21 protein-coding genes are annotated in these 22,756 nt (G+C 61.4%); 7 read left to right on the top strand and 14 right to left on the bottom strand.

The window, feature by feature from the left end:
- Positions 1 to 233 precede the first annotated feature (233 nt).
- The 4 genes from F2982_RS10825 (at position 234) to F2982_RS32020 (ending at position 5,795) form a co-directional block, all read left to right on the top strand.
- Positions 234 to 2,018, top strand: coding sequence for a PAS domain-containing methyl-accepting chemotaxis protein (locus F2982_RS10825; RefSeq protein ID WP_203427809.1), 1,785 nt, complete (start codon positions 234 to 236; stop codon positions 2,016 to 2,018).
- Entirely contained in the window at positions 2,018 to 2,494 is a 477-nt protein-coding gene (locus tag F2982_RS10820) for a chemotaxis protein CheW (RefSeq protein ID WP_112720158.1), read from the top strand. Before F2982_RS10825 ends, F2982_RS10820 begins: the two co-directional genes overlap by 1 nt.
- 315 nt (positions 2,495 to 2,809) lie before the next feature.
- Complete coding sequence (locus F2982_RS10815) at positions 2,810 to 4,567, top strand: methyl-accepting chemotaxis protein (protein WP_112720157.1); 1,758 nt, start codon at positions 2,810 to 2,812, stop codon at positions 4,565 to 4,567.
- Between the two features lie 517 nt (positions 4,568 to 5,084).
- The gene (locus tag F2982_RS32020) at positions 5,085 to 5,795 is read left to right on the top strand and encodes a hypothetical protein (RefSeq protein WP_112720156.1); all 711 of its coding nucleotides are present in this window, start codon (positions 5,085 to 5,087) and stop codon (positions 5,793 to 5,795) included.
- A 154-nt stretch (positions 5,796 to 5,949) separates the two neighbouring features.
- On the opposite strand, the gene F2982_RS10805 is transcribed toward F2982_RS32020, so the two are convergent.
- From F2982_RS10805 to F2982_RS10765, 9 genes are all read right to left on the bottom strand, one after another.
- Complete coding sequence (locus F2982_RS10805; RefSeq protein ID WP_112720155.1) at positions 5,950 to 7,608, bottom strand: OFA family MFS transporter; 1,659 nt, start codon at positions 7,606 to 7,608, stop codon at positions 5,950 to 5,952.
- 91 nt (positions 7,609 to 7,699) lie between these two features.
- A complete protein-coding gene (locus tag F2982_RS10800; protein ID WP_203427808.1) occupies positions 7,700 to 7,945 on the bottom strand; it encodes a formate dehydrogenase subunit delta in 246 nt (81 codons plus the stop codon).
- The gene (gene fdhD, locus F2982_RS10795; protein WP_203427807.1) at positions 7,935 to 8,762 is read right to left on the bottom strand and encodes a formate dehydrogenase accessory sulfurtransferase FdhD; all 828 of its coding nucleotides are present in this window, start codon (positions 8,760 to 8,762) and stop codon (positions 7,935 to 7,937) included. Before fdhD ends, F2982_RS10800 begins: the two co-directional genes overlap by 11 nt.
- The gene (gene fdhF / locus F2982_RS10790; protein WP_203427806.1) at positions 8,762 to 11,641 is read right to left on the bottom strand and encodes a formate dehydrogenase subunit alpha; all 2,880 of its coding nucleotides are present in this window, start codon (positions 11,639 to 11,641) and stop codon (positions 8,762 to 8,764) included. Before fdhF ends, fdhD begins: the two co-directional genes overlap by 1 nt.
- A 6-nt stretch (positions 11,642 to 11,647) precedes the next feature.
- Complete coding sequence (locus tag F2982_RS10785) at positions 11,648 to 13,204, bottom strand: NADH-quinone oxidoreductase subunit NuoF (RefSeq protein WP_203427805.1); 1,557 nt, start codon at positions 13,202 to 13,204, stop codon at positions 11,648 to 11,650.
- Entirely contained in the window at positions 13,201 to 13,680 is a 480-nt protein-coding gene (locus F2982_RS10780) for a formate dehydrogenase subunit gamma (protein ID WP_203427804.1), read from the bottom strand. The genes F2982_RS10785 and F2982_RS10780 overlap by 4 nt, the downstream gene beginning before the upstream one ends.
- A 141-nt stretch (positions 13,681 to 13,821) precedes the next feature.
- The gene (locus tag F2982_RS10775) at positions 13,822 to 14,715 is read right to left on the bottom strand and encodes a LysR family transcriptional regulator (RefSeq protein WP_130284330.1); all 894 of its coding nucleotides are present in this window, start codon (positions 14,713 to 14,715) and stop codon (positions 13,822 to 13,824) included.
- 68 nt (positions 14,716 to 14,783) lie between these two features.
- Entirely contained in the window at positions 14,784 to 15,125 is a 342-nt protein-coding gene (locus F2982_RS10770) for a metalloregulator ArsR/SmtB family transcription factor (RefSeq protein WP_112720148.1), read from the bottom strand.
- 102 nt (positions 15,126 to 15,227) lie between these two features.
- A complete protein-coding gene (locus tag F2982_RS10765; protein ID WP_203427803.1) occupies positions 15,228 to 15,998 on the bottom strand; it encodes an SDR family oxidoreductase in 771 nt (256 codons plus the stop codon).
- 94 nt (positions 15,999 to 16,092) lie between these two features.
- On the opposite strand from F2982_RS10765, the gene F2982_RS10760 reads away from it, so the two are divergent.
- Together F2982_RS10760 and glpD are read left to right on the top strand one after the other, a co-directional pair.
- Positions 16,093 to 16,875, top strand: a complete 783-nt coding sequence (locus F2982_RS10760) for a DeoR/GlpR family DNA-binding transcription regulator (protein ID WP_112720146.1) — start codon at positions 16,093 to 16,095, stop codon at positions 16,873 to 16,875.
- 97 nt (positions 16,876 to 16,972) lie between these two features.
- Positions 16,973 to 18,496, top strand: a complete 1,524-nt coding sequence (glpD, locus tag F2982_RS10755) for a glycerol-3-phosphate dehydrogenase (RefSeq protein WP_246777426.1) — start codon at positions 16,973 to 16,975, stop codon at positions 18,494 to 18,496.
- Here glpD and soxR read toward each other — a convergent pair.
- Positions 18,493 to 18,954 (bottom strand): redox-sensitive transcriptional activator SoxR, encoded by a 462-nt coding sequence (soxR, locus tag F2982_RS10750; RefSeq protein WP_112717968.1) that lies wholly within the window; start codon positions 18,952 to 18,954, stop codon positions 18,493 to 18,495. The genes glpD and soxR overlap by 4 nt on opposite strands.
- 72 nt (positions 18,955 to 19,026) lie before the next feature.
- Here soxR and F2982_RS10745 point away from each other — a divergent pair, with 72 nt between their 5' ends.
- Positions 19,027 to 19,590, top strand: a complete 564-nt coding sequence (locus F2982_RS10745; RefSeq protein WP_130283319.1) for an NAD(P)H-dependent oxidoreductase — start codon at positions 19,027 to 19,029, stop codon at positions 19,588 to 19,590.
- Between the two features lie 145 nt (positions 19,591 to 19,735).
- Here the strand turns inward: F2982_RS10745 and F2982_RS10740 are convergent, their stop codons facing one another.
- The 4 genes from F2982_RS10740 to F2982_RS10725 are packed head-to-tail and all read right to left on the bottom strand — an operon-like array spanning position 19,736 to position 22,756.
- Positions 19,736 to 20,143: a F0F1 ATP synthase subunit epsilon gene (locus tag F2982_RS10740; RefSeq protein ID WP_112717964.1), complete on the bottom strand. Its 408-nt coding sequence runs from the start codon at positions 20,141 to 20,143 to the stop codon at positions 19,736 to 19,738.
- The gene (locus tag F2982_RS10735; RefSeq protein ID WP_112717962.1) at positions 20,143 to 20,376 is read right to left on the bottom strand and encodes a hypothetical protein; all 234 of its coding nucleotides are present in this window, start codon (positions 20,374 to 20,376) and stop codon (positions 20,143 to 20,145) included. The genes F2982_RS10740 and F2982_RS10735 overlap by 1 nt, the downstream gene beginning before the upstream one ends.
- Complete coding sequence (gene atpD, locus F2982_RS10730; protein WP_112717960.1) at positions 20,376 to 21,848, bottom strand: F0F1 ATP synthase subunit beta; 1,473 nt, start codon at positions 21,846 to 21,848, stop codon at positions 20,376 to 20,378. Before atpD ends, F2982_RS10735 begins: the two co-directional genes overlap by 1 nt.
- A gap of 23 nt (positions 21,849 to 21,871) precedes the next feature.
- A complete protein-coding gene (locus F2982_RS10725; RefSeq protein WP_112717958.1) occupies positions 21,872 to 22,756 on the bottom strand; it encodes a F0F1 ATP synthase subunit gamma in 885 nt (294 codons plus the stop codon).

Below are 22,756 nucleotides of genomic sequence, written 5' to 3'. Positions count from 1 at the left end.
TACTAATATGCGGCAGTAAAATGCCGCAGTTACTCATTCTTAATCTAAATAATTATATTACTTTAGTAGAAACACCAGGGCGTATTTGCGGGGGCAGGAGCCGGGTTTTCAGGATTTATTTGAGCTCAGACCTGCCGCACCGGATGCGATGCAGGTGCGGACACCTGTTGCCCTGTTCCGGCAAGAGAGCCGCCCCCGTATCGCCTGAGGCGCAGCCTCCATAAGGGACGACGATGCCGTTATTTTCAATAGTTTCAGGAACCGACGCCAAGGCGATGTTCTCGGCGCTCAACAGATCGCAGGCCGTCATTGAATTCGACCTGCAGGGCAATATCCTCACCGCCAACGAAAACTTCTGCCGCACCGTCGGCTACGAGCTTTCCGAAATTGTCGGCAAGCACCACCGCATCTTCTGCGAGCCGGAATACGTCGCCTCGCAGGCCTACAAGGATTTCTGGGCAAAGCTCGGCCGCGGCGAATTTGACGCCGGCGAATACCGCCGCATCGGCAAGGGCGGCCGCGAAGTCTGGATCCAGGCGACCTACAACCCGCTTCTGTCCAACGGCAAGCCCTACAAGGTCGTCAAGTTTGCGACCGATGTCACTGCGACCAAGCTCGAGTCGGCGAATGCCATCGGCAAGATCGAAGCGATCTCCCGCGCCCAGGCCGTGATCGAATTCACCCCGGCCGGCGAGATCCTCACCGCCAACGGCAACTTCCTTGACGTCGTGGGCTACAGGCTCGACGAAATCCGCGGCAAGCACCACAGCATGTTCTGCGAGCCGGCCTATACCGGCTCGCCCGCCTACCGCGAATTCTGGGCCAAGCTCGCGTCCGGCCAGTTCGTCGCCGAAGAGTTCAAGCGCATCGGCAAGGGCGGCAAGGTCGTCTGGATCCAGGCATCCTACAACCCGATCTTCGACATGAACGGCCGCGTCTTCAAGGTCGTCAAGTTCGCGACCGACATCACCAGCCGTGTCCACGCCGTCGACGAGCTCGGCCAGGGCCTGACGAAACTCGCCGCCGGCGATCTTACCGGCTTGATCGACACGCCCTTCCTCCCCGCCCTCGACAAGGTCCGCATCGACTTCAACAGCGCCGTCGAGCGGCTGGGCGATGCCATGCGCACCGTTGCCGAAAATACCGACGCGATCGCCCACGGCTCCCGCGAGATGAGCATCGCAGCCGATGAGCTCTCCCGCCGCACCGAGCGCCAGGCCGCGACCGTCGAGGAGACTGCGGCTGCTCTCGAGGAGATCACCCAGACGGTCGCCGACAGCGCCAAGCGCGCCGGCGAGGCTGGCGAACTGGTGGCCAAGACCAAGCTAGGCGCCGGGCACTCCGGCAGCATCGTCCGCAAGGCCATCGGCGCCATGGATCAGATCGCCAACTCGTCGCGCGAGATCAGCAACATCATCAGCGTCATCGACGAGATCGCCTTCCAGACCAATCTTCTGGCGCTCAACGCCGGTGTCGAAGCTGCCCGCGCCGGAGAGGCCGGCAAGGGCTTCGCCGTCGTTGCCCAGGAAGTCCGCGAACTCGCCCAGCGCTCCGCCAACGCAGCCAAGGAAATCAAGACGCTGATTACCGCATCGACCGAGCATGTGAAGAGCGGCGTCACCCTGGTCGGCGAAACCGGCAATGCGCTGGAAGAGATCGTCTCGCAGGTGACCGAGATCGACAGCAACGTCGTCGCCATCGTTACCGCCGCCCGCGAACAGTCGACCGGGCTGAACGAGATCAACAAGGCGGTCAACGCCATGGATCAGGTGACGCAGGATAATGCGTCGATGGTCGAGGAGACCACTGCGGCGAGCGGCAAGCTCTCCAAAGAGGCCGAAAACCTCAGAGTTCTGCTGTCACAGTTTAGATTTGCGCAACACTCTTTGGCTAAGCTCAACAACAAAGCCACAAACGCGCCAGCCGCCTACGGAACGCCGCGTGGTCAACGGGTAAGTACTGTCCGCGCCAATGGCGGCGCAGCCGCTCTGGCTTACGAGAACTGGGAAGATTTCTAATGAGCACCATTAATTCCAATAGTTTCAGTGGCGACACGCTCGAGATCATTGCCTTCCGGCTGCACGATCAGGAATTCTGCGTGAAGACGACGACCATCCGCGAAATCCGTGGCTGGGCCCCTTCGACGCCGATCCCGCATGCTCCGACCGATGTCATCGGCGTCATGAACCTGCGCGGCTCGGTCATCCCGATCATCGACCTCGCCTACAAGCTCGGCATGAAGAGCACCGTCGCCAACGAACGCAGCGCAATCGTCGTTGCTGAAGTTCACAGCATGGTCATCGGCATGCTGGTCGACCGCGTCTCCGACATCCTGACGATCTCGTCCAGCCAGGTCCAGCCGGTGCCGGAAGTGACCGCCTCCTTCGACCGCGCTTATTGCGAAGGCATCATCGCTTCGGAAAACGGCATGATCTGCTTCCTGAACCTCGCCAAGATGTTCAAGGAAAACGAAGCCGAAGAGCTGGCCGCCTGATCACTGAGCGCCACAACGAAGCTCAAATAAAAAGGCCGCCCTCTGAGGCGGCCTTTTTCGTGCCTGGTAGAGCTTCATGCCCAGCAAAAATCACCGATGAAAACTTGTGGCCAAAACAAACCTTATTAGCAATCTCTTTTATACGCTAAATTAACCTTCCCGTTAGCATCATTGGTTGCGACAAAAGCAGCCTATGTTTTCCGATAGTTGAAGTTATCCCGTTTAGCGAGAATAGCCTCCGTCAAAATCCATAGATTGCATTTGGGCATTTTCTGCCGTGGCGCAGGGCGCGCCGGCCACAAATGGGGAACGGGGATGCTTGGTTTATCTTCCGATGCAAAATACATTCTTGATGCCATTTCGAAATCGCAAGCCGTCATCGAATTCGACCTGAAGGGCAATGTCCTCAAGGCCAACGACAACTTCTGCCGGGCCATTGGCTACGGTCTGGATGAGATCACCGGCAAGCACCACAGCATGTTCTGCGACCCCGCTTACGCGGCAACCGCCGAGTATCGCGAATTCTGGGCGCGGCTCGGCCGCGGCGAGTATGACAGCGGCGCCTACAAGCGCCTCGCAAAGGGCGGCCGCGAGATCTGGATCCAGGCGACCTACAATCCCGTCTTCAAGAACGGCAAGCCCTACAAGGTCGTCAAGTTCGCCTCCGACATCACCGAGACCAAGCGCCAGTCGATCGACGACGCCGGCAAGCTGAATGCCATCTCGCGTTCGCAGGCCGTTATCGAGTTCAAGCCGAACGGTGAGATCCTGACGGCCAACGAGAATTTCTGCAAAGGCCTCGGCTATAGCCTCTCCGAAATCACCGGCAAGCATCACAGTATGTTCTGCGATCCGGCCTATGCGCGCACCGAGGAATACGCCAATTTCTGGCGCCGTCTCGCGGGCGGCGAGTTCATCGCCAATGAATTCGTCCGCTACGGCAAGGGCGGCAAGGAGATCTGGATCCAGGCCGCCTATAACCCGATCATCGATGCCGATGGCCGCGTCTATAAGGTGGTGAAATTCGCCACCGATGTCACCGAACGCATGAGCGCCATCAGCCGCCTCGGCGCCGCGCTGAAGCTGCTCTCGGAGGGCGATCTCACACAAACCGTCGACACCGCCTTCGTGCCGTCGATGGAGCAATTGCGTCACGATTTCAACGCCGCTATCGAAAAGCTGCGCGATACCTTGACGACGATCGGCGAGAATACCGTGGCGATCGCGGCAGGCTCGCAGGAGATCGGCGGCGCGGCGGACTCCTTCTCCAAGCGCACCGAGCAGCAGGCCGCCTCGGTCGAACAAACGGCAGCGGCCCTGGAAGAGATCACGACGACCGTGAACGACTCCAGCCACCGCGCCGCCGAGGCAGGCTCTCTCGTCGCCAAGACCAAGCAGGGCGCCGAACAGTCCGGCGTCGTCGTGCGCAACGCGGTCGCCGCCATGGGCCAGATCGAACAGTCCTCGCGCGAGATCACCAACATCATCGGCGTTATCGACGACATCGCCTTCCAGACCAATCTTCTGGCACTGAATGCCGGTGTCGAAGCCGCCCGCGCCGGCGAGGCCGGCAAGGGGTTCGCGGTCGTTGCACAGGAAGTCCGCGAACTGGCGCAGCGCTCCGCGAGTGCTGCAAAGGAGATCAAGGCCCTGATCAACCAGTCGAGCGAGCTGGTGAAGAACGGCGTCAGCCTCGTCGGCCGCACCGGCGAGGCGCTCGAGGAAATTCTCGGGCAGGTCGCCGCGATCAACACCAACGTCTCCGCGATCGTCGAAGGCTCACGCGAACAGGCAACGGGTCTGAAGGAAATCAACCAGGCCATCAACACCATGGACCAGGCGACGCAGCAGAACGCAGCCATGGTCGAGGAGAGCACGGCGGCAAGCCATAAGCTTGCGGCCGAAGCCGAGATCCTGAGATCGCTTCTCAGCCAGTTCCGTCTCGGCAATGAAATGCAACAGCGCACCGCCACACGGCAGATGCACAATTCCCCGGCTTTGCATCTGGTCGCCCGCGTTGCCAAGGCGCATGGCGCAGCCGCTCCGGCGGCCGATAGCTGGGAAGAATTCTAAGCTCCAGGCAAGCACGACTGTTACTCCGGCCCCGCTCTGCGGGGCCTTTTTCATTCCATAATTGCAAGCAAAACGTGCCGATCAACAGTCACCAGGTGCGTAATCCTTGATTGAATTAGAATATTACGATTGACAAAATCCAATTCGGAGCGGCACAAGCGCGATTTTGCAATACGACAATGCGAACAATGCTTGCCCGCAGCCAATTTCCGGAAATCCTAATAAAAACAATCGCTATAAATTCCAGAGCTTTCTAATTATTGCGCAATGGAAAATGATCTATACAGACTGCGATCTTTTTCGTTTAGATCTCTTTAGCTGTACAAATAAGCAAAACCAACTTTAGCGCGAAACAGCTACACAACATTAGAACTTACGTATATTCTTATATTGTATCAACGGGAGACCAGACAGCCACTCTTGGTTGCTGACATCCCGAGACGGAAAGCGCGCGCTTCCAATTTTGATTTCCAAGCCTGGGCATGGGGTCCTGGCAGAATCGTTTTGGAGGTTGGAAATGCAGTATCACAAATCGGCGATCGCCATAGTCGCAATCAGCTGTGCATCGCTCATCATTCCGGCACAGGCTTCTGCTGAAGGCCTGCTCGGCGGCCTGGGGAGCGCCCTTGGCGGCGGCTCCAAGACCAGCAGCAGCGGTGGCGGCGGCCTCAGCATTGGCGGCAGCAACGGCGTCAGCGTCGGCAACAATGGCGGCCGCGGGCTCAGCGCCTCGATCGGCGGCTCCAGCGGCGTCAACGCCAGCGTCGGCGGCACCTCCAAGGGCGGCCTCGGCGTCAACGCATCGGTCGGCGGCACCAACGGCATCAACAGCAAGACGACGCTCGGCGGCGCAACCAAGGGCCTCGGCGTCGGCACCACGGCCAGCGTCGGCGGCACGAAGGGGCTCAATGCGGATGTGAACGCCACGGTCGGCGGTCCGGGCCTCGTCAGCGCCAAGGCCAAGGCTGGTCTCGGTGGCAACACGCTCGTCGATATCGCTCTCGGCCTGCCGGGCATCGACCCGAACGATCCGGACGGCCCCGGCGGTCCGAACGACCCAGATGGTCCGAACGGTCCGCGCGGCCCCAACGGCCCGACCTACTCCTACAATGACATGTCGGCTGCAGAAAAGGCCAAGGTCAAGCTGCGCTGCCGCGACATCCTCGGCTCCGGCGGCTACGAGGCGAGCCTCGTCAAGCTCTGCCGCATGGTCATCGCAATGCGGTGACCGCCTCCCCGGCAGTACCCGGCGCCTCGGCGCCGGGTATTCCTGGACAACAGCTCAACTCCAGAATTTTCGCGCCTCGCCCCGGAGGCGCCTTTTTTATGCGAAGAAGGGCACGCGCAAAGCGCATGCCCCTCTCTCAAATCATCAGTTCCGATCAGCCGAACAGTGCAAGCGTCGCCTTCAGCGTCACCCAGACACCCCACAGCAACGGAATGCCGACGACGGCCCAGGCAAGAGCCGCCTTGGCGTCGAAGCCACCCCGGCCGATGCCGAACGAGCCGCTCGGCCCGGCGCTTGCGGCCGCCGATTTCGCCTGCAGCGATGCCACTTCTGCGTCCGACATGAACCACTTGTCGGCAAGCGGCCGCACGAAGAGGTTGGCGATCAATCCAAGCGCCAGCATGCCGGCGAGGATATACATCGTGCCGGTATAGAGCGCCGGTCCGGGTGCGACTCCGGCCGAGATCTGCGCCTCGCGGATATAGTTGACGACGACGGGGCCGACGATACCGGCGGTCGCCCATGCCGTCAGCAGACGGCCATGGATGGCGCCAACGAACTGCGTGCCGAAGATATCGGCGAGATAGGCCGGGATCGTTGCAAAGCCACCGCCATACATCGACAGGATGATGCCGAAGGCGAGAACGAAGAGCGCCTTGTTGCCCATGTCGGCAAGCGTCGGTGCCGCCGCATAGAGAACGATGCCGAGGATGAAGAACGTGAAATAGGTGTTCTTGCGGCCGATCTTGTCGGAGAGCGACGCCCAGAAGAATCGCCCGCCGATATTGAAGAGCGACAACAGACCGGCGAAGCCCGCTGCAATCGTTGCGATCGATGCCTTCTGCCCTGCATCGAGCTGCGCAAAGCCGACATCCGGCAGGCCGATCAGCGAACCGGCGAAGATTTCCTGCAGCATCGGCGACGCCATGCCGAGAACGCCGATACCGGCGGAAACGTTGAGGCAGAGCACCGCCCAGATCAGCCAGAACTGCTTGGTCTTGTGCGCATCGCGCAGATGCACATGCTTGGTGGTGATCATGCTGCTCTTGGCGGCAGGCGCCGTCCAGCCTTCCGGACGCCAGCCGGCCGGCGGGATGCGGTAGCCGAAGGCACCGCCCATCATGAAGACGAAGTAGATGACGGCCATGACCACGAAAGTCTGCCAGACGCCAACCGACGTGTCGGTCTTGAAGGTGTTCATCAGCAGGTTTGCGAGCGGAGCGCCGATCATCGCGCCACCGCCGAAGCCCATGATCGCCATGCCGGTTGCCATGCCGCGGCGGTCCGGGAACCACTTGATCAGCGTCGAGACCGGCGAGATATAGCCTAGACCGAGGCCGATACCGCCGATCACACCGGCACCGAGCCACATCAGCCAGAGCTGATGGGTCATGACGCCGACGGCGGCGACGAGAATGCCGCCGCACCAGCAGCAGGCGGAAACGAAACCGGCCTTGCGCGGACCGACGCGCTCAAGCCAGCCGCCCCAGATCGCTGCCGAGCAGCCGAGGAGCACGAAGAACAGCGTGTAGATCCAGCCAAGATCGGCGACGCGCCAATCGCAGCTGGTGGTGAACAGGGCCGAAGCCAGTGTCAGATCCGGGCAGGCCGTCGAGGCGCTGATGCCGAGAGATTTCGACAGCGGCAGCCAGAACACGCTGAAGCCGTATGCCATGCCGATGCACAGATGAATGGCGAGTGCGGCCGGCGGCACGAGCCAGCGGTTGAACCCCGGTTGCGCAATTATTCGCTCACGATCAAGCAGGCCAGCGCCCGCTACTACCCCTGCTCCTGATGTATCCGCTGCGGTCATGAATAAGTTCCTCCTGGATCTGACCTTGCTGACATGAATCGCGCTCGAACAGGCAATGACAACCTGCGTCCCCCCTTGCGCGAAACGATGTTTACTGCCGGATAGGCTCCGCCGGCTCGGGCTTGCGGATCAGGGAAGACGCCTCGATCACCAAGGGATCGAAACCGTTATTCTCCTGCTCCAGAATCTCGAAAAATTGGTGCCGCATGCGCGGCTCCCAGAATTTATTGATATGCGTAGCAACTCCCTGAGCCGCCTCGTTGGCCGGCTGGGTCTTGAAAAAAGTGGCAATCTGATTGGCCATGTAGACCAGCTTGGAACGGGTATCATGCGACATCGGCGATGCTTTCGGGCGAGATGCGGTCTGGATGGGTGAAAATCTCGAAATCGTCGCCGCGCACCAGCGCAACAAGCGTCATTCCGGCTTCTTCGGCCGTGCGGATGGCAAGCGCTGTAGGCGCCGAGATGGCGATCAGGATCGATGCGCCCAGGATCGCCGTCTTCTGCACCATCTCGACCGAAATACGGCTGGTAACGAGGACGGCACCACCGGCGCCGGTTCGCCCCGAACGGATCACCGCGCCACAGAGCTTGTCGAGCGCATTGTGACGGCCGACATCCTCGCGGACGGCAAGAAGCCCTTCGCCGGGGAGATAGAATCCTGCGCCATGGACGGCCCGGGTTTCACGATGCAGCGGCTGCGTCTCGTTCAGCAGCGAAGCCGCCCGCACGATATCGGCATGCGTGAGCATCAAACCGGTATCGGACACATCCGGCACCTTGCGCACCGCCTGCTCGATCGACTCGATGCCGCAGAGCCCGCAGCCGACCGGCCCCGCCATGCTTCGGCGCCGGGCGCGCAGAGCGTCCTCGACGTCATCGGCAAGCATGATCTGCACGTCGATGCCGATCTCGCTATCGACGGCCTCGACCGAGGAGATCTGCTCCATCGAGCTGATGATGCCTTCCGTCAGGCTGAAACCGACGGCGAAATCCTCGAGATCATCCGGCGTCGCCATCATCACAGCATGAGAACTGCCGCCATAGGAGAAGGCGATCGGTACTTCTTCCGGCACGATCCGCTCGCCCGGCATGACCACACCGCCCTTGCGGGCGATGCGGCTGACGGAGATGCGTGTGTGCCGGTCGGGCATTACTCCGCGGCCTCCATCTTGCCGGAGATGCGGCGGCTCTGGCGGGCCTGCTCGTCATATTCGAGCTGCCATTCCGTCGGCCCGTTGGACGGCGAAACCTGCACCGCCGTCACCTTGTATTCCGGGCAGTTGGTCGCCCAGTCGGAGAAGTCGGTGGTGATGACGTTCGCCTGCGTCGTCGGGTGGTGGAAGGTCGTGTAGACTACACCAGGCGCCACGCGCTCGGTGATCAGCGACCGCAGCGTCGTATCGCCGGAGCGGCTCTGCAGCTTGATCCAGTCGCCATCGCGAATGCCACGCTGCTCGGCGTCATGCGGATGGATTTCCAGCCGGTCTTCCGGATGCCAGGCAACGTTATCGGTACGGCGCGTCTGTGCCCCGACATTGTACTGGCTGAGAATGCGGCCGGTGGTGAGCAGCAGCGGAAAGCGCGGGCCAGTCCGTTCGTCGGTCGCGACATATTCCGTGCGGATGAACTTGCCCTTACCGCGAACGAAACCATCGACATGCATGATCGGCGATCCCTCGGGATGCTTCTCGTTGCACGGCCACTGAACCGAGCCCATCTTTTCGAGATAGTCGTAAGAGACCATCGCAAAGCTCGGCGTCGTCGCGGCGATCTCGTCCATGATCTCGGATGGATGCTTGTAGTTCCAGTTAAGGCCCATCGCCTGGGCGAGCTTCTGCGTCACTTCCCAATCGGCATAACCGTTCTTCGGCGTCATCACCCTGCGCACGCGGTTGATGCGGCGCTCGGCATTGGTGAAGGTGCCGTCCTTCTCCAGGAAGGTCGAGCCGGGCAGGAAGACATGCGCATAGTTGGCGGTCTCGTTGAGGAAGAGATCCTGCACGACGACGCATTCCATCGCTGCGAGACCCGCCGCCACGTGTTTGGTGTCGGGGTCGGACTGCAGAATGTCCTCGCCCTGGATATAGAGGCCCTTGAACGTGCCATCGACAGCCGCGTCCAGCATGTTCGGAATGCGCAGGCCCGGCTCATTGTTGAGCTTAACGCCCCAGAGCTTCTCGAAGACATCGCGGGTCGCGTCATCGGAGATATGGCGGTAGCCCGGCAGCTCGTGCGGGAACGAGCCCATATCGCAGGAGCCCTGCACGTTGTTCTGGCCACGCAGCGGGTTCACGCCGACGCCTTCGCGGCCGATATTGCCGGTCACCATGGCGAGGTTGGCGATCGCCATGACCGTCGTCGAGCCCTGGCTGTGCTCAGTGACGCCGAGGCCGTAATAGATCGCGCCATTGCCGCCGAGCGCATAGAGCCGCGCCGCGCCGCGCAGATCGGCCGCCGGAACGCCGGTGAACTTCTCGGTCTCCTCGGGGCTATGCTGCGGTTCCGAAACGAAGGCCGCCCAATCTTCGAATTCCGACCAGTCGCAGCGCTCGCGGATGAATTTCTCGTTGAACAGGCCTTCGGTGACGATGACATGCGCCAGCGCCGTCATGACCGCAACGTTGGTGCCGGGCTTCAGCGGCAGGTGATAGGCCGCCTCGACATGTGGCGTGCGCACCAGATCGATGCGACGGGGGTCGATGACGATCAGCTTGGCGCCCTGACGCAGCCGCTTTTTCAGACGCGAACCGAAGACCGGATGGCCATCCGTCGGATTGGCGCCGATGACGACCACGACATCGGAATGCTCGACGCTGTCGAAATTCTGCGTGCCTGCCGAGGTGCCGAAGGCCTGGCCGAGACCGTAGCCGGTCGGCGAATGGCAGACGCGGGCGCAGGTATCGACATTGTTATTGCCGAAGCCGGCGCGGATCAGCTTCTGGACGAGGAAGGTCTCCTCGTTGGTGCAGCGCGACGAGGTAATGCCGCCGACCGCTTCGCGGCCATACTGATACTGGATGCGCTTGAACTCGGAGGCGACATGCGCATAGGCCTCGTCCCAGGTCACTTCCCGCCAGGGATCAGTGACCTTCTCGCGGATCATCGGGTTGAGGATACGGTCCTTGTGTGTCGAATAGCCGTAGGCGAAGCGGCCCTTGACGCAGGAATGGCCGCGGTTCGCCTGGCCATCCTTCCAGGGAACCATGCGCACCAGCTCTTCGCCGCGCATTTCCGCCTTGAACGAGCAGCCGACGCCGCAATAGGCGCAGGTGGTGACGGCCGAATGTTCCGGCTGGCCGATGGCGATGACCGATTTTTCCGTCAGCGTCGCCGTCGGGCAGGCCTGCACACAGGCGCCGCAGGAAACGCATTCGGAATCGAGGAAATGCTCGTGCATGCCGGGCGAAACGCGCGATCCGAAACCACGCCCCTCGATCGTCAGCGCGAAGGTGCCCTGCACTTCCTCGCAGGCACGAACGCAGCGCGAGCAGACGATGCATTTCGACGGATCATAGGTGAAGTACGGATTCGACTCGTCCTTCGGCATCCATTTCAGATTGATCTCGCCATTGCTGCGCGCCTTGACGTGATTGTCGCCCTCATAGCCGTAGCGAACGTCACGCAGGCCGACGGCACCCGCCATGTCCTGCAATTCGCAATCGCCGTTTGCAGCGCAGGTCAGACAGTCGAGCGGATGGTCGGAGATGTAGAGCTCCATGACGCCGCGGCGGATATCCTTCAGTCGGCCCGTTTGCGTATGAACCACGAGACCGGCGGCAACCGGCGTGGTGCAGGACGCAGGCGTTCCGTTGCGGCCTTCGATCTCGACGAGACAGAGGCGGCAGGAACCGAAGGCATCGACCATATCGGTGGCGCAGAGCTTCGGCACCTGTATCCCGGCTTCCATCGAAGCGCGCATGATCGACGTGCCCTCCGGCACGGTGATTTCGCGGCCATCGATGGTCAGCGTGACCATGGCTTCGGATTTCGAAGCCGGCGTTCCGTAGTCAATTTCGTAAACGAGAGACATGGGTCTTTACTCCGCCGCTTCGATAAGGGGTGTGGGAGCGAAATCGTCCGGGAAGTGCGTCATCGCACTCATCACCGGATATGGGGTGAAGCCGCCCAAAGCACAGAGCGAGCCGAATTTCATCGTGTTGCAGAGATCGGTGAGCAGCGCCCGGTTCTTTTCGGGTTCGATCCCCTGGGCAATCTTGTCGGCCGTCTCCACGCCGCGCGTAGAACCGATGCGGCAGGGCGTGCACTTGCCGCAGCTTTCGACCGCGCAGAATTCCATGGCGAAACGCGCCTGCTTCAGCATGTCGGCCGTGTCGTCGAAGACGACGATGCCGGCATGGCCGATCAGTCCGTCCTTGGCGGCAAAGGCCTCATAGTCGAACGGCGTGTCGAAAAGCGCGCGCGGGAAATAAGCACCGAGCGGGCCGCCGACCTGTACCGCCTTGACCGGCCGTCCCGTCGCCGTGCCACCGCCGATCTTGTCGACGATATCGCCGAGCGACAGGCCGAAGGCCGTCTCATAGAGACCGCCATGCTTGACGTTTCCGGCGATCTGCAGCGGGATGGTGCCGCGCGAACGGCCCATGCCGAAGTCGCGATAGAAGGCAGCGCCCTTGTCGAGAATGACAGGCACTGACGCCAGCGAAATCACGTTGTTGATGACGGTCGGCGATGCGAACAAGCCCTTGTGCGCCGGCAGCGGCGGCTTGGCACGCACGATGCCGCGCTTGCCTTCCAGGCTGTTCAGCAGTGCCGTTTCCTCGCCGCAGACATAGGCGCCGGCTCCCATACGCACTTCGATATCGAAGGCCTTGCCCGAGCCCATGACCGACGGACCGAGCACGCCGGCCTTGCGGGCGATTTCGACCGCCGCCGTCATCGCGGCGATCGCATGCGGATATTCCGAGCGCGTATAGACGAAGCCCTTGGTGGCGCCCGTCGCGAGACCCGCAATCGCCATCCCTTCGATCAGCACGAAGGGGTCACCTTCCATGATCATCCGGTCGGCAAAGGTACCGCTATCGCCCTCGTCGGCGTTGCAGACGATGTATTTGCGCGGACCCTGGGCGTCGAGAACCGTCTTCCACTTGATGCCGGTCGGGAAACCCGCGCCGCCACGGCCGCGCAGACCGGAATCGGTGACTTCCTTGACGATATCGGCAGACGCCATCGCGGCCGCGCGCCGGAGCCCGGCAAGACCGCCATGCGCCTCGTAATCTTCGAGCGACAGCGGATCGGTGATGCCGCAGCGGGCGAAAGTCAGGCGGGTCTGTTCCTTGAGGAATGGGAGGCTTTCGACCTCCCCAAGACAGAGCGCGTGATCGCCACCCGACACAAGCCCAGCCTCGAACAATCCGGCGACATCCTTGGCCTTCACAGGACCATAGCCGATACGCCTACCGTCGACTTCCACTTCGACGAGAGGTTCCAGCCAGAGCATACCGCGCGAGCCGTTGCGTACCAGCTTCACATCGAGGCCGCGTGCTGCAACTTCTGAAGCGATCGCCTTGGCAACCTTGTCGGCGCCGAGCGAAAGTGCAGCTGCATCGCGCGGAACGAAAATCTTGACGGTCATCGCCGAACCTCCGCTGCGAATTCGGCAATGGTCTCGTCATCGATGCGGCCATAGAGCTCGCCGTCGAGCATTGCCGCCGGGGCGCAGGCGCAAAGCCCGAGACAGTAGACCGGCTCCAGCGTCACGCTGCCATCGAGCGTCGTCTGGTGAAAATCGATGCCGAGAAGCTTCTTGACCCGCTCAGCCACGGCGTCGCCGCCCATCGACTGACAGGCCTCGGCCCGACAGAGCTTCAGGACGTGGCGGCCTGCAGGATGGTCGCGATAGTCGTGATAGAAGGTCACCACGCCATGCACTTCGGCGCGCGACAGGTTCAGCTCATGCGCAATGACAGGAAGCGCTTCCTGCGGCACATAACCGAACTCATCCTGGACTTCATGCAAGATTGGAAGGAGCGGGCCTTCGAGGGAACGAAGGTGCGAGACGATCGCGCGGGTGCGCTCGGCAATATCGCCATTGGCGACGTGAGCATTCATTGTGGCAGGCCTCCCGAGGCTTCCCGTTATCAGCCGTCACACCATGCTCCCCCAGCTTGGTATGACATTGTGACAGGAAGTGTCTCAGGGAACATGCAACCGATCAATAAAGCTGTTCCGTCAGTTGATAGGATTTTCCTATCAAAGATCTTCGCTCTCCGCGAGAATCCTTGCTTCATGCAACAGCGCAGAGACGAGTGGCGTGAACGGCTCGCGATGCGTCGCAACCAGGCCAACAAGATGATCGGCCTCGGGCTCGACAATCGGGATCATCCGGATTTCGGCAGGAAAACCGAATGATTCCGCGACATTTCGCGGCATGATGCTCGCCCAGCGCCCCGTTCGAACGTGGGAAAACAAGACGATCATCGATCCTGATTCGAGCGTCGGATGCGCTGTGGCCCCAGCTTCGGCCAGATGCCGGTTGATGATACGGCGGTTCTGCATGTCTGCGGTCAATAGACAAAGCCGAAGATTGCCAACCTCACGCCAGGTCACAGTTTCGCGATCCGAAAGCGGGCTGCCGGCCGCGGTGATCAGATTGTAGCGCTCGGCATAAAGCGGCACGGCCGTCACCCGCCCTAGCGGCTCGTTTTCGAGATAGGTGACACCCGCATCGATCTCGAGATTTTCAAGCATGCTGAGAACCTGCAGAGAATTGCGCGAGACGATCGAGAAGGTCACGTCAGGATGGCGTTCCTGAAACGGCGTGGTGATCCGCGGCAGCATCGCCAAAGCCGTTGGAATGGAGGCGATCCGCAGGTGTCCGGAAAGACCCTTGCGGGCCGTGCGCATTTCCTCGCGCATGGTGCGCGTATCGCCGACGATGCGGCGTGCCCATTCGAGCACGCGCTGCCCTTCCGGCGTCAGCCCCTGAAAACGCGAGCCGCGCTGCACCAGCATCACGCCGAGCTGGTCTTCCAGCTGCCGGATCGCGGCTGATAGCGTCGGCTGCGAAACACCGCATTCTTCGGCGGCGCGGCCGAAATGCTTTTCATTGGCAAGAGCTATGAAGAATTCCAGCTTGTCGATCATCCGGCCTCCTGCCGAACTGTGCGTCCGGGCATCTTTGGCGGGACATCATAAGCTTAGCAAGACCTGCCTCAACGGGCAGCGGGCGCCGGAAACATGGCGAAAAGCGAATCCAGGAAGGATGCGACGCTGTCATTGCCGAGGCTGTAATAGACGAGACGCCCTTCGCGACGGGTGTTGACCAGTCCTTCCATGCGCAGCCGCGCGAGCTGCTGCGATACCATGGCCTGCTGCACCCCAAGCAGTTCCTCGATCTCGCTGACGGTCTTTTCCTGCTCGGCGAGAATGCAGAGAATAAGAAGGCGCGTCTGATGTGCCATTGCCTTCAGGAGGCTGCTCGCTTCGTGAGCTTTTTCGGCAAGCTTCTGCAGTTCCTGACCGGCTGTTCCCGGCGCAGTTGTAGGCAAGCGCATTCGGATTCTCTGATGGACGGGTTGGGACGGGCCCAAGCGATACCATATTCAGACCGATATACTGCGCAATTTTACTAAAATACCAAAAATAGTCCAAGTAAATCAGCAGATAAGCTGGCCGCCATTGATCTCCAGAACTTGCCCGGTGATGTAGCCCGCTAAGGAAGGCGCGGCCAGAAACAGGTAGGCGGGGGCGCAATCCTCGGAGGTTCCGAGCCGTTGCAACGGTATGGTCTTGCGTGTCGCCTCAAGCTTTTCGCGCGACGAATAGCGCTCATGGAAGTCGGTTTCGATCGTACCCGGCGAAACGCAATTGACCCGGATCATGTCAGGGGCAAGCTCGCGCGCCAGCGCCTTCGAATAAGTGGAAACGAAGGCTTTCGAGGCCGAATAGATCGCCGATCCCGGGCTTCCGCCGGTCAGCGCCGATATCGATACGGTGTTGACGATCGCCGCACCCTTGGCGGCCCGCAACGCCGGCAGCAGCGCGCGCGTCACCTCGACGACGGAGGTCTGGTTGAGCCGGGTAACCACCTCATAATCCTGATCCGTCAGCTCACCCGCCGGAAACCGGCCGACCATCGTCCCGGCGTTATTGACCAGCACATGAATGGTGCCGAAGGCATCCAGCACCTTCCAGGCGAAAGTGGCGGTGCCGCCCGGCTCGCTGAAATCGCCTGAAATCAGCACGGCGCGGCGGTCGGCTTCGGCCGTCAGCAGGAAGTCCGGAAGGTCGCGGCTCTTGCTGCGGCCGGTATGAACGGCGACGCGTGCGCCGCAATCGAGAAACTGGCGTGCGACCTCGAGGCCAATGCCGCGCCCGGCCCCCGTGACGACGACATTGCGGTTTTCGAAAAGCTTTGGATGAAACACGCTGAGGCCCTCCCCACTCCGGCTGGCAGTCGCCGATTGCGCAATTTTCGCTTTAACATATGATCGCAAGAAACGAAAGAAAGGGAGGCGCAGCATGTTTCTGTCCGGACGGCAGACCGAGATCCTCGACATCGCAAAGTCAGAGGGCCGCGTGCTGGTGGAAGACCTAGCGGCCCGCTTCTCGGTCACCCCGCAGACGATCCGCAAGGACCTCAACGATCTCTGCGACAGCCGCGTGCTGACGCGCATCCATGGCGGGGCGATCTTCCCTGGCGGCACCGAGAACGTCAAATACGAAGCGCGCCGCTCGATCGCGGCCAACGAGAAGACGGCGATCGGCCGTGCCTCGGCCGCGCTGATCCCGAACAATGCTTCCCTCTTCATCAATATCGGCACGACGACGGAAGCAGTCGGCGAAGCCCTGATCGAGCATCACGAATTGATGGTCATCACCAATAACATCAATGTCGCCAGCCGCTTGCGACTATTCCCGTCGATCGAGGTGGTGATCGCCGGCGGCGTCGTGCGCCACTCGGACGGCGGCATCGTCGGCGAAGCCGCCGTCGATTTCATCCGCCAGTTCAAGGTCGATTATGCGGTGATCGGCGCCTCGGCGATCGATCCCGATGGCGCGCTTCTCGATTTCGATTACCGCGAAGTGAAGGTAGCCCAGGCGATCATGGCCAATGCCCGGCATGTCGTGCTGGTCGCCGATTCCACCAAATTCGAGCGCACGGCGCCCGTTCGCATCGGCCACCTGTCGCAGGTCCATACCTTCGTGACCGACGAATGCACGCTGGATTCGCTCCGCCGCATCTGTTCCGAGGGGGGCATCAATCTGGTGGAGACCAACCGGGCGGGCAGCACCAAAGATTAAATCTTACGCTGTCGCAAAAGGTTCGTTTGACATTCGTTTTCTTTCGTTTTAGCGCTTAATGGATTTCATTTTAAGCACCAAATCGTTGGAGAACCGCGTGGGCAGCCAGACTTTCGACCTATTCGTGATCGGCGGAGGCATCAACGGCTGCGGGATCGCGCGTGATGCGGCGGGGCGCGGCTATTCGGTGGCGCTGGCGGAGATGAACGACTTCGCCTCCGGCACTTCGTCGGGCGCCACCAAGCTGATCCATGGCGGCCTGCGCTATCTCGAACATTACGAGTTCCGCCTCGTGCGTGAATCGCTGATGGAGCGCGAAGTGCTCTGGGCGATGGCGCCGCATATCATCTGGCCGATGCGTTTCGTCCTGCCCTATCACAAGGGCGGCATCCGCCCGGCCTGGCTGATCCGGCTGGGTCTGTTCCTCTACGATCACCTCGGCGGCCGCAAGCTCCTGCCGCCGACAGCGGTGCTCGACATGCGCCGTGACCCAGCAGCCAAGCCCTTGAAGGCGCTGTTTACGAAAGCCTTCGAATATTCCGATGGCTGGGTCGACGATGCCCGCATGGTGGTGCTGAACGCCCGGGATGCCGCCGACAAGGGCGCGCTGATCATGCCGCGCACGAAAGTGGTGTCGGCGCGGCGTGAGAACGGGCTGTGGGTCGTCGAGACGGTGGATACGCTCTCGGGCCGCAGCGAGACGCATCAGGCCCGCATGCTGGTCAATGCCGCCGGTCCCTGGGTCGATCACGTCATCCGCGCCGCCTTCGGCCAGAACGAGGCGCGCCATGTCCGGCTCGTCCAGGGCAGCCATATCATCGTGAAGAAGAAGTTCGACGGTCCCAAGGCCTATTTCTTCCAGAACCCCGACAACCGCATCATCTTCGCCATTCCCTATGAGGAAGACTTCACCCTGATCGGCACCACCGACCGGGATTATGGTGGAGATCCGAAGGATGTCAGGATATCGGCGGAAGAGACGGATTATCTCTGCAAGGCGGCAAGCGAGTATTTCAAGGAGCCGGTCACCGCCGACGATATCGTCTGGACCTATTCGGCGGTCCGCCCGCTCTTCGACGATGGCGCCTCGAAGGCGCAGGAGGCGACGCGCGATTACGTGCTGAAGCTTGAGGGCAAAGACGGCAGCGAGGCGAATGCCGCGCCGCTGCTCAACGTCTTCGGCGGCAAGCTCACCACCTACCGGCGTCTGTCGGAACATGCGCTGGAGAAGATCGGCGAGGCGATCGGCATGAGGGGCAGCCCTTGGACGGCGAAGAGCCATCTGCCGGGCGGGGATTTTCCAGCGCAGGGGTTTGAGGCGGAAGTGGCCAGGCTGCAGGCGGCCTATCCGTTCCTGGCGCCGGCCCATGCGCGGCGGCTGACGCGCCGCTACGGCACCAAGGCCACCATCCTGCTCGGCAAGGCAGCCTCGACCGCCGATCTCGGCCGGCATTTCGGGTCGGATCTCTATGAGGCCGAAGTGCGCTATCTCATGCAGCATGAATGGGCCTTCACCGCTGAGGATGTCCTCTGGAGGCGGAGCAAGAAGGGTCTCTACCTCAGCAAGGACGAGGCAGCGGCTCTGGAGAGCTTCCTGCAGGCCGAGCGCATCGCCGCCTAGATATCTTCGAGCAACCGCGCGCCGGTACCTTCGCTGCCAAGCCTGTCATGCGGGTTGCGCAGCGGACAGCTTTCGATCGACAGGCAGCCGCAGCCGATGCATCCCGTCAGGTGGTCGCGCAACAGTGTCAGCCGCTTGATGCGGTCGTCCAGATCGTTCTTCCAGAGCTGCGACAACGTCTGCCAGTCGGCGACCGTCGGCGTGCGGCCCTGCGGCAGGGTCGCGAAGGCCGCCTCGATCTCGGCAAGCGGAATTCCAACCCGCTGCGCCACCTTGATGATCCCGAGACGGCGCAGCACATCGCGGCCATAACGGCGCTGGTTGCCGCGCGAACGAATGCTCGCGATCAACCCCTTGCTCTCGTAGAAATGCAGCGCCGATACGGCAAGACCGCTGCGCGCCGCTACCTCGCCGACACTGAGCAGCCGGCTCATCATGCCATCCGAATTTTTCTGCATGGGCTGTTGACCTCAATATTAGTTGAGGTTTTATAACCTGAGCTCCTGACGATCGTAAAGAAGGAGCAATGCATGCAGACCACGATCAGATTGGCCGTCATCTACGGCAGCACGCGGCCCGGCCGCATGTGCGACCGCGTCGTCAAATGGCTCGTCAGCCAGCTCGGCCACTACCCGCTGATCGAACTGGATATCATCGACCCGCTCGATTTCGGCCTGGTCCCCAATAGCGGCGACGAAACCGGCGAGATCGCCGCGAGGCTGCAGCGCGCCGACGCCTTCATCATCGTCACGCCGGAATACAATCACAGCTTTCCCGCCTCGTTGAAATTCTTCATCGACGCCTTCTACGAGCCCTGGCACGTCAAGCCGATCGCCTTCGTCGCCTATGGCGGCATCTCGGGCGGCCTGCGCGCCGTCGAGCATCTGCGCCTGGTCTTCGCCGAGCTCCACGCAGTCGCGATCCGCGACACGGTCAGCATCGTCTCCCCCTGGGACCGGCTCGACAAGGACGGGCACTTCGACCGCCCGGAAGAGGCGCTGCGGCACCTCAGCCGGATGATGGGCAGGCTGCAATGGTGGGCGCGCGCCCTTCGCGCCGCCCGCAACGAGCAGCCCTATCAGGCGGCGGCCTAGAGATCACGGCCGCGGCTCTGGCAGGTGCGCGGCTGCGATGCGCACCCGGGCAAGGCCACCGCCCGGGTGCGCTGGTCGATCCGGTAGCCTGAAAACAAAAAAGCGGCCCTGAAGGCCGCTTTCAATCGTTTGGGAAAAGTCCCGATCAATCCTGCTCGACGACGCCACGCAGATGCGTGAGTTCGAGGATGAACTGCTCAAGCTTGGACTTGTGCTCGTGATGCTCGGCATCCTCGAGGTCCTTCTGCGCAGCTTCGATGCGGCGGGTCAGCTCGTCCTTGTTGATTTCCTCAACCGGAACAGCAGATTCGGCAAGCAGCGTGCAGCCGGTCGGCAGGATATCGGCGAAACCGCCGAACACAACGTAGTCCTGCTTGCTGCCGGAGGCCGAACGAACGCTGACGATGCCGGGCTTGATGGTCGTCATCGTCGGCGCATGGTGGGCCATGACCGTCATCTCGCCCTCGGTGGCCGGAATGACAACTTCCGTCACCATCTCCGACAGAAGCAGACGCTCCGGAGATACGAGTTCAAAATTGAAATTGTCAGCCATCAGTGACTTACCTTCTCGGCCTTTGCATCTTGCAGTTTGGTCCCGCAGAACGGGCAGTGCTGTATCGCCTGATCGAGATAGCCGAGACCCTCTTCGGTCTGGACCAGTCCCACCACCATCATCAGCTGGCCGTTATCCGCCCTATAGACGGTCGGGGCTGCGGGGGCCGGAAGATCTGCCACGACTTCCCGAAGGGAGTCGCAGCAGAAAATCTCGTCATGAGCGTCGCTCATCAAGCGGCTGCGGAGAGCTTCTTGGCCTTTTCGATGGCTTCTTCCATCGAGCCGACCATGTAGAAGGCTGCTTCCGGCAGGTGGTCGTATTCGCCGTTGACCAGGCCCTTGAAGCCCTTGATCGTGTCTTCGAGCGCAACGAGCTTGCCCGGCGAACCGGTGAAGACTTCGGCGACGAAGAACGGTTGGGACAGGAAGCGCTCGATCTTACGGGCGCGGGCAACTGCCAGACGGTCTTCTTCAGACAGTTCGTCCATACCCAGGATGGCGATGATATCCTGCAGGGCCTTGTAGCGCTGCAGCGTCGACTGAACCTTACGAGCCACTTCGTAGTGCTCTTCGCCGACAACCATCGGGTCGAGCATGCGCGACGTGGAGTCGAGCGGGTCAACGGCCGGGTAGATACCCTTTTCAGCGATCGAACGCGACAGAACGGTCGTTGCGTCCAGGTGGGCGAACGAAGTTGCCGGCGCCGGGTCGGTCAAGTCGTCGGCGGGGACGTAAATGGCCTGAACCGAGGTGATCGAACCGGTCGTGGTCGTGGTGATGCGTTCCTGCATCTGACCCATGTCGGTTGCGAGCGTCGGCTGATAACCAACGGCCGAAGGAATACGGCCGAGCAGAGCCGACACTTCCGAGCCAGCCTGCGTGAAGCGGAAGATGTTGTCGACGAAGAACAGAACGTCCTGGCCCTGGTCGCGGAAGTGTTCAGCAACCGTCAGACCGGTCAGAGCAACACGAGCGCGTGCGCCCGGCGGTTCGTTCATCTGGCCGTAAACCAGCGCAGCCTTGGAGCCTTCGCCACCGCCGTGCTTGTTAACGCCGGACTCGATCATTTCGTGGTAAAGGTCGTTGCCTTCGCGGGTACGTTCACCCACGCCTGCGAACACCGAGTAACCACCGTGCGCCTTGGCGACGTTGTTGATCAGTTCCATGATGAGAACGGTCTTGCCGACGCCTGCGCCGCCGAACAGGCCGATCTTGCCGCCCTTTGCGTAAGGAGCGAGAAGGTCGACGACCTTGATGCCGGTGACGAGGATCTGCGCTTCCGTGGACTGCTCGACGTAAGCCGGAGCGTCCTGGTGGATGGCGCGCTTGGAAGCGGTAACCAGCGGACCAGCTTCGTCAACCGGCTCGCCGATGACGTTCATGATACGGCCGAGCGTTTCGTCACCAACCGGAACCGAGATCGGAGCGCCGGTGTCGGTGACTTCCTGACCGCGAACCAGACCTTCGGTCGAGTCCATGGCGATCGTGCGAACGGAGTTTTCGCCGAGGTGCTGTGCGACTTCGAGAACAAGGCGGTTGCCCATGTTCGTGGTTTCGAGCGCGTTCAAAATCGCCGGCAGTTCGCCTTCGAAAGCAACGTCGACGACGGCGCCGATAACCTGTGTGACCTTGCCGACAGAGCCTGTGGCGGTCTTCTTAGCGGCGGTCTTCGCTGCCGCCTTCGGGGTAGCTGCCCTAGCCATTTTAATACCCTCTTTCTCTAACCTCAGAGCGCTTCCGCGCCCGAAATGATTTCAATCAGTTCCTTGGTGATCTGCGCCTGACGCTGACGGTTGTAGTTGAGCGTCAGCTTGTTGATCATCTCACCTGCGTTACGCGTCGCGTTGTCCATCGCGCTCATCTTGGCGCCCATTTCACCGGCTGCGTTTTCAAGCAGTGCACGGAAGATCTGGACAGAGATGTTGCGCGGGATCAGATCCTCAAGGATCGCAGCCGGATCCGGCTCATATTCATAGACCGCGCCGGCATGGGCAGCATCTTCGACAACGCCTTCAGGCGCCTGTGCCGGGATGATCTGCTGGGCCGTCGGGATCTGGCTGATGACCGACTTGAACTCGGAATAGAACAGCGTGCAAACGTCGAACTCGCCGGCTTCGAACATCTCGATGATGCGCTTGCCGATCTGGTCCGCGTTGTCGAATCCGACGCGCTTGACCTCGCGCAATTCCTTGCGCTCGACGATCAGCGATGCGAATTCGCGGCGCAGGCTGTCAAAGCCCTTCTTGCCGACCGTGAAGATCTTCACGGTCTTGCCTTCGGCGATCAGCTTGCGCGCATGATCACGGGCAAAGCGCGAGATCTGCGAGTTGAAGCCGCCGCAAAGGCCGCGTTCTGCGGTGCAGACAACGAGCAGGTGAACCTGATCCTTGCCGGTACCGGTCATGAGCAGCGGTGCGCCGTCGGCATCGGTAACCGCATTGGCGATGTTCGAAAGAACAGCCGCCATGCGTTCCGAGTAAGGCCGGGCGGCCTCGGCCGCCTCCTGCGCACGCCGAAGCTTAGCCGCGGCGACCATTTTCATCGCCTTGGTAATCTTCTGCGTCGCCTTGACGGAGGCGATCCGGTTTTTCAGATCCTTAAGTGAAGGCAT

Source organism: Rhizobium sp. BG4, from assembly GCF_016864575.1.
In the GTDB taxonomy this organism is placed as follows: Bacteria; Pseudomonadota; Alphaproteobacteria; order Rhizobiales; family Rhizobiaceae; genus Rhizobium.
Note: the sequence above shows the minus strand (reverse complement) of the source record. Positions and strands in the feature narration are given on the sequence as shown.